The sequence below is a fragment of the Glaciihabitans sp. dw_435 genome (assembly GCF_018449675.1).
In the GTDB taxonomy this organism is placed as follows: domain Bacteria; phylum Actinomycetota; class Actinomycetes; order Actinomycetales; family Microbacteriaceae; genus Glaciihabitans.
This window is the reverse complement of the sequence record NZ_JAAVUZ010000024.1, coordinates 20,427-27,322: the sequence shown is the minus strand read 5'-3', so window position 1 is coordinate 27,322 and position 6,896 is coordinate 20,427. Positions and strand designations below refer to the sequence as shown.

9 protein-coding genes are annotated in these 6,896 nt (G+C 69.1%); 2 read left to right on the top strand and 7 right to left on the bottom strand.

Annotated elements, in window-relative coordinates:
* Nucleotides 1-204: 204 nt before the first annotated feature.
* On the bottom strand, nt 205-936 hold the full coding sequence (locus tag HB677_RS17085) for an ABC transporter permease (protein WP_213816941.1): 732 nt from the start codon (nt 934-936) through the stop codon (nt 205-207).
* A gap of 180 nt (nt 937-1,116) precedes the next feature.
* Here HB677_RS17085 and HB677_RS17080 point away from each other — a divergent pair, with 180 nt between their 5' ends.
* Nucleotides 1,117-1,743, top strand: coding sequence for a hypothetical protein (locus tag HB677_RS17080; RefSeq protein WP_213816940.1), 627 nt, complete (start codon nt 1,117-1,119; stop codon nt 1,741-1,743).
* Here HB677_RS17080 and HB677_RS17075 read toward each other — a convergent pair whose 3' ends face one another.
* From HB677_RS17075 to HB677_RS17055, 5 genes are all read right to left on the bottom strand, one after another.
* The gene (locus HB677_RS17075) at nt 1,744-1,932 is read right to left on the bottom strand and encodes a hypothetical protein (protein ID WP_213816939.1); all 189 of its coding nucleotides are present in this window, start codon (nt 1,930-1,932) and stop codon (nt 1,744-1,746) included.
* A gap of 313 nt (nt 1,933-2,245) precedes the next feature.
* On the bottom strand, nt 2,246-2,431 hold the full coding sequence (locus HB677_RS18695) for a hypothetical protein (RefSeq protein WP_275950928.1): 186 nt from the start codon (nt 2,429-2,431) through the stop codon (nt 2,246-2,248).
* Nucleotides 2,432-2,496: 65 nt separating this feature from the next.
* The gene (locus tag HB677_RS17065; protein WP_213816938.1) at nt 2,497-3,204 is read right to left on the bottom strand and encodes an alpha/beta hydrolase; all 708 of its coding nucleotides are present in this window, start codon (nt 3,202-3,204) and stop codon (nt 2,497-2,499) included.
* Between the two features lie 143 nt (nt 3,205-3,347).
* A complete protein-coding gene (locus tag HB677_RS17060; protein WP_213816937.1) occupies nt 3,348-4,274 on the bottom strand; it encodes an NAD(P)H-binding protein in 927 nt (308 codons plus the stop codon).
* Nucleotides 4,275-4,351: 77 nt separating this feature from the next.
* Nucleotides 4,352-4,999 (bottom strand): dihydrofolate reductase family protein, encoded by a 648-nt coding sequence (locus tag HB677_RS17055; protein WP_213816936.1) that lies wholly within the window; start codon nt 4,997-4,999, stop codon nt 4,352-4,354.
* Nucleotides 5,000-5,056: 57 nt separating this feature from the next.
* Here HB677_RS17055 and HB677_RS17050 point away from each other — a divergent pair, with 57 nt between their 5' ends.
* The gene (locus tag HB677_RS17050; protein ID WP_213816935.1) at nt 5,057-5,995 is read left to right on the top strand and encodes an EamA family transporter; all 939 of its coding nucleotides are present in this window, start codon (nt 5,057-5,059) and stop codon (nt 5,993-5,995) included.
* Between the two features lie 4 nt (nt 5,996-5,999).
* On the opposite strand, the gene HB677_RS17045 is transcribed toward HB677_RS17050, so the two are convergent.
* Nucleotides 6,000-6,896 carry a helix-turn-helix transcriptional regulator gene (locus tag HB677_RS17045; protein ID WP_213816934.1) on the bottom strand — a complete coding sequence of 299 codons (897 nt, stop codon included), beginning with the start codon at nt 6,894-6,896 and terminating at the stop codon, nt 6,000-6,002.

Below are 6,896 nucleotides of genomic sequence, written 5' to 3'. Positions count from 1 at the left end.
TTGACCGTTTTCAGCGCAATCGCCCGCTTTGAGCACGGACGGCGGATTGGTGGCGGCGAGGAGCGCGACTACGGCGAACGGCGGCGACGGCAGGGTGCGAGGCAGCGGGCAACGGGCAACGGGCAACGGCAGTCAACGGCCGGCAGGCGGCGAGCGGCGGCGGCGGCGGCGAGACGGCGCGCAGCGCCACCGCCAGCCCCGGCGCTACGCCAGCGGCAGCGTCTTCGGCGCTCCGAGGGCGAAGGTCCAGCTGGCCGCGGCGAGCGCCCCCGCCGCAAGGATCGCCGCGAGCACGATCAGCTGGAACTGCGCCGCCTCCAGGGGTGATGCCCCGGCGAACACGGCACCCACGAATGCGCCGGGCAGTGTCACGATTCCGGTGGTGCGGGTCTGGTCGGTCGACGGAATCAGCGCCGTCGAGGCGGCCAGCCTCACCTCGCGCCGGGTTGCCGTGCGAATGGGAGCGCCCAGCGCGAGCCATCCCTCAATCTGATCCCGGTCGGACACGAACAGCGCCGCCGTCGACCTACCCATCAGCGTGGAGACTGTCATTACGTTCCCGATGACGATGCCGCCCACCGCCAGCAGGTACCGCGGGCTGAACTCGACGGCGCCGGTGACGAAGACAGCGAGCGTCGGGATCGCGGATGCCACGACCATCGTGAGCACGACCGTCGGGATGCGCCCCGGTGCGAGGTCGAGCCTGCGGAAGACGACCCACGTCGCGGCGCCGACCATCACGAGCAGGAAGAGCCCGACCCACACCGGGTTGGCGATGATGCCGTGCAGGATGAGGCTGAGGATCCCGAGCTGGACGACCGCCCGCAGAATCGCCCAGGGCTGCAGCCACGGCTTCTCGAGACGCAGGGCGAGCACGATGGCCAGCGTGATGGCGGTCAGAACCGCGATCGTGACGAGCGTGGCGATCGGATTCATGACGCGGGCAGATCGGTGACGGGCATGGATTCCTAACGACAACGCGGGCCGGCGAGCGGTGCTCCCGACGTTATCGGATGTGCCGCCCGGGGGTTGCGCACGCCGGGGCAGCGCCCGAGAGTTGACTCCACCCTGACCACCGATGCGGTGAGTGGATGCGACGGCGAGGAGCTATCCCCCATGCAGAGCCTGTACCCCGACCCCTCGAACCCGTGGCCTCATGACATGCTGCTGCGGATCGAAGATCAGAACGCGCACCTGACCGAGCTGCTGTTCGTGCGGGCCGCATGGGGGCTCGCCCCGGATATCCCGGTGCCCGAGCTCGACCCGCGCGTGATGCCCGGGGAGTCCCGCATGCCCGACACCGCCACCCGCGAGGAGTGGGACCGGCGCTGGCGTCAGCAGTGGGCGAAAACCTGGCTCTGGTACGACTACGAGGAACCGTGGACACCGGAGGCGGGACTGCAGTCAATCGCCGAGAAGAGCGAGGCAATGAATCCGTACTTTCCGCCCCGGTGGACCGACGACTACGGATGGGACGGGATCGACCGCGAAGCCCTGGACGACTGGGTGGGCTCGATGCCCGACCCCCACCAGCTACGGCTCGAGGACGAGCCCGAGCGCCGCAACCTGGATGACCTGATTCCGGCGTGGAAGTCGGGCCTCGACACGATCGTGGTGGTGCCCTTCGCCGGCTACTTCGCCAAGCGCATCACCACGCGCCACCTGGTGGTGTCGTCGATGACCCGCAATGATCCGGCCAGCTATGCCCTGGCGCTCGGGGTGCCGATGACCAGCATCGACTGACTAGGGCGTGTAGGTTCCGTCGGCGATGGCCGTTCCGATGCGCGTGTACTCGTCTTCGTCAAGCTTGCCGCCAACGGCCTTGACCGCTTCGTGCAGGACCGAGATGACCTGGTCGGTCGCCAGTCCCTGATGGCTCTGCCATACGCCGGCAATTGCCTGGTTGACCGTGGGGTCGATTTCGTTCGTCATGATGTTGCCTCCTGGGGAAAAGCTACGCGCGCTGGCTGGATGCCCCGTGGGGGTCGACCCGCGCACCAGAGTCCGATAGGGACTGGGGTCGACGGAGGTGACGTCGCGGCCCGGCGAGCGCGCGGCGCCGGCGTCACGCAGCGAGCCTGAAGTCTCCCCGCGACGAGGACGAGTATGCGGCGGCCGCGGCCTCGTGCAGACGGTTCGCGACCCGCAGGGTGAGGTCGAGCAGCGTGGTGTCCAGCGATCCCCCGATGGCGGCGAGGATCTCGCTCGACGGTTCCTTGCGGCCGCGCTCGACCTCGGAGAGATACTACGGCGACACGTCTGCCCGCTTCGCCACGTGCCGCAGGGTCTCGCCGCGCGACCGGCGGATCTCCCGCAGCTGCTCTCCCACGAGGTGGCGCCAGAGCAACTCGGGGCGCCCGGGGTAGGGTGACCCGGACTGGAGTGACTCTGGCCGGGGACTGGTCCGCTCGGTGGCACGCTGTTCGCTCATGGGATTCAGTAAAGCGGTCGCCCCGGCCCGGGCATCCACTTTCCGCTCTCAGCAGACAGCGCTCCTCACGCCTGTGCCAGCATCGCCTGCAGCTGTTCGACGACGAGGTCGGGACGGGTGATGAAGGGGTGGTGTCCGGTCGGCAGCTCGACGGAGCGCGTCGCACGACTCGCGTGGAAGCGCTGCAGCCCGACCGAGGTGCTGCGGTCGTCGCCGCAGACGATGTAGGTCGAGTCGACTCCCTGCCAGCCCGCGGCGGTGGTCGGTGTCATGAATGCCCCGGCCGCCTGCGCCGTCACGCGGGACCATGCCTCGCGCTGGGTCGTCTCGTCGGCATCCTGCAGGAACCTCGCGCCGAACGACGCCGCGTCGTAGCCCGTCACGCCGAGGGTGCCGTCGCCGTTGTCACCGATGGAGACGGGGTCGGTCTCGCCGCCCATGATCGCGCCCTGCGACTGACCGGTGTCGGGCAGGTACGACGAGACGTACAGCAGGTGCCGCACGGCGGGATGACTGCCTGCCTCGGCGATCACCGTGCCACCGTACGAGTGGCCCACGACGATCGCCTCGTCCACGCCGTCGAGCTCCTGGCGCAGCGCCGCGGCATCGGCCGCGAGACCGCCGGCCACCTGGTCGGGAGTCGTCTCGCCACACGACGGCAGCGCCACCGCGCGGCTGCGGATGCCCGTGCGCGCGAGCAGCAGCTCGGCGGTGGGCTGCCACCACCACTGGCCATCCCGCACCAGTGCACCGTGGACGAAGATCAGTTCCATTGCGTGTCCTCCCGTGGGGCAAGGCGCCGGTGGGGTCCGGGTCACCCGAGTACTTCGACAGTACGGCGGGGCGGATGACCCGGGGCGGAAATCTGCTCAGGGCAGCGAGGTCCCCGCTCCGAGGCATCCGCCCCTCGCATCTCCTAGGCGGCGACCTTCGCGGACCCGCGACGCCTGCGCGACCACCATCCGACGATGCGGAGGTCGTCGAGGGTGAACCCGCCGTCGGGCAGGGCCTCCCGGATGCGTGCCTCGTCGAAGGGAAGGACGGGCCGGATTCCCTCGGGAAGTTCGGGAGCGGGCGGGGCCGCTTCGCTGACGCCCTCCGAGAGCATCTGCGCCTGCGCCTTCGCGACGAGCGGGGTGACCATCGTCCACTCGGTGAGCTGGGCGAGCACCTTGATCGCCCAGACGGGCAGCGGAACGTAGAGCGGATGACGCCCGGCGACGCCGGCAATGCGGCGCACGGCGGCGCCGAGCTCGAGCTCTTCCACACCCATGACCGCGACGGTCGGGGCGGTGATGCGGCCCTCGGCGGCCGCGATCAGCACGTTCACCGCGTCCTCGATGGGCACGGGACGCACCTTGCGGGGGCGGTACCCGACGGTGCCGAACACGGGGAGGGTACGCACGGCGCGTGCCACGTGGTTGACCATGTGATCGCCGGGGCCGTAAATCATGCCGAACTTGAGGATCGTGTGATCGATGCCCGAGTTGCGCAGCATCTCTTCCGCTGCCCACTTCGTCTCGTGGTAGCCCGACCCGCAATTGGGTCGCGCTCGCAGAAAGCTGACCATCACGAGCCGCTGCACACCGGCACGGCGGGCCGCCTCGACCACGGCGCGGGTGCCCTCCACGTGCACGTGCTCGAAGGTCTGGTCGCCGATCTCGCGGTTGATCCCCGCGCAGTGCACAACAACATCGCAGCCGGTGAAGGCCGCCGTCAGCGCGTCCACATCGGTGATGCGGGTGCCCGTGCGGCGGGACACCACCACCGTGGTGGCGGGATCGAGCCGCACGGCCAGGTTGCGTCCCACAAACCCTGTCCCACCGGTGATGGCTACTCGCATGGTGTAACTCCTTCGCTTATTAGCAATCAAGCTACACTGCAACAGTGCTAAGTTGCAAATGAGTTGGACTCGGTCGATCACACGGTGCGGTCGAAGGTGAGGTGGATGACCCCGCTCTCGGCCACCTCGGACGTCACGCGGTAGTCCGATTCCAGTCCTCGCAGGTCATCCCACAGCCGAATCCCCTGCCCCAGCAGGATCGGGGTGATGCCGACATGCAGCCGGTCGATCAGGCCCGCGCGAAGGAAGTCACGGACGACGGATGCCCCGCCGCCGACCCGCACGTCCTTGCCGTTAGCAACCTCGGTGGCACGGGCGAGGGCATCGGCCGGGGTGGTCGACACAAAATGGAACGTGGTGCCGCCTGCCATCTCCAGGGGTGGCCGCGGGGAGTGAGTCAGAACGAAGACCGGCACTCGAAACGGCGGCTCCTCTCCCCACCACCCACGCCAGTCGGGGTCATCGGGAAAACTGTGGAAGCCAAACATCCCCGCGCCCATGATCTCCGCACCCACCTCGGCAAAGTAGGCCGCGGCATACCGGTCATCGACTCCGGTGGTGCCGGTGCCGTCGGTGTTATGGAACACCCGCTCCTGCATTGTGCGGGTCGAGGTGTAGGCGTCGACGAGTCGAAGCCAGTCCGCCCCGATCGGGTCCTGCGGGGTTTGATCGGCGGTCGCCGCGAATCCGTCGAGCGAAATATTCAGGTCAACGCGAACTGTCATGGGTGATCCTCCGCTGGGAATGTAGCCCGCCGGCCGCGCCACGGCAATAGTGCCGGAATGTATCGTTGGCGGGATGACCGCCGTCCGCTCACGCTCCCGCCGCGCGGACCCGTCGTGATTACTCTCGTTCTCGGCCTGGTCGGAGCGTTGACCTACGGCGTTGCGGACTTCCTCGGCGGACTGGCATCCCGTCGCCTACGCACGATCGTCGTGACCAGCGCTGCCGCCGTGATCGGCATCGTGCCGCTGCTGGTGGGACTCGCGATTCTCGGCGGAACGTTCTCCGGCGGCGCGATCCTGTGGGGTTCCGTCGCGGGGATCGCCGGATCGATCGGGCTCGTGCTGCTCTACTCGGCACTGGCCATCGGACCGATGAGCGTGCTGTCCCCGGTCACCTCGGTCTTTTCGGCGCTGCTTCCCGTGGTGGTCGCGGTGCTCCTGGGCACGCGGCTGTCGGGCATCGCGATCGCCGCGCTCGTCGTCGCACTCATCGCGGTGGCGCTGGTGGCAAGCGTTCCCGACCACACCGGCGCGCGCCTCACCACCCGCGGTCTACTCGCGGCGGTGATCGCCGGCTGCGGATTCGGCGGCCTGGTGCTCGCGTACAACCAGACGTCGCCGGCGGATGGCGTCGCGCCCCTGGTCGTCGCCCGGATCGTGCAGTCCGTGCTGCTGTGCGGCATCGCGCTCGCCACCCGGCGCGCGGCCCGCGGAACGCAGGCCCCGGGAGAGGCGACCGGGCGCCTCCCGTGGAGGTTCTGGGCGATCGTCGCGATCTGCGGTGTGTTCGACGCGCTGGCCAACGTGTTCATCCAGGCGGCGCTGCACTCGAGCACCGACCCGGCAACGCTGCCCATCGTGAGTGTGCTCAACGCGCTCTACCCGATCGGCACAGTGATCCTCGCCGGGATCGTTCTGCGGGAGCGGATGACCGCGCTGCAGGTCGGCGGCATCGGTCTCGGCATTGCCGCCAGTGTTGTGCTCGCGCTGAATTGACCCGTCAGGACAGCGGATGCCCCGGGGCAGAGGCATCCACCGTCCGACCCTTGCTTCCCTGCCCGGCGCCCTCCACGCCCCACACGCTCAGCAGCGCGAGTGCCTCCGCGTCCCGGGACCCGACCGGGGCCGTGTAGAGCACCAGGCGCTGGTCACTGTCGGTCAGCGTGAGGGAATCGCAGTCGACCGTGATCGGTCCGACCGTCGGGTGGTTGAACGTCTTCGTCAGCATCGGTACCGCTTCCACATCGTGGTGCTCCCACAGCCGGGCGAACTCGGGGCTGCCCACGATGAGCTCGTCGATGAGTCCGACGACGGCGGGATCGCTCGGGTAGCGGGCGCGGGTAGCCCGAAGCTCCCTCACGACGCTGTGCCGAAATTCGATGGAGTCCGAGATGCCGTAGAGCGGCGTCTCGGACCGCGGGTGCCCCAGGAATGCCTTGCGTGCGAGGTTGCGCTCCTCGGGCGGGACGCTGCCGAAGTCTTCCATCAGGGCCGCGAGCAGGTCGTTCCACGCCAGCACCTCGAAGGTTGCCGACATCACAAACGCCGCCGTCTGCGGAAGCCGCTCGAGCACGGCCAGGATGCTGGGCCGCACCTCCCGGCTGTGCAGGCCCGACCGGAGCTGGGCAGTGCCGGCGAGCAGGTGCAGGTGGTCCGACTCGGCGTCGCTGAGCCGCAGTGCGCCGGCGATGCCCGCGAGAACCTCGCCCGACGGACGCGGTGCCCGGCCCTGCTCGAGCCGGACGTAGTACTCGGTCGAGATGTGGGCGAGAACCGCGATCTCCTCCCGGCGCAGCCCCGGGGTCCTGCGCCGCGGGCCCGATGCCAGGCCGACATCTTCGGGCCGGAGCCGCTCGCGACGGGTGCGGAGAAAGGCCGCGAGTTCCTGCTTATCCAT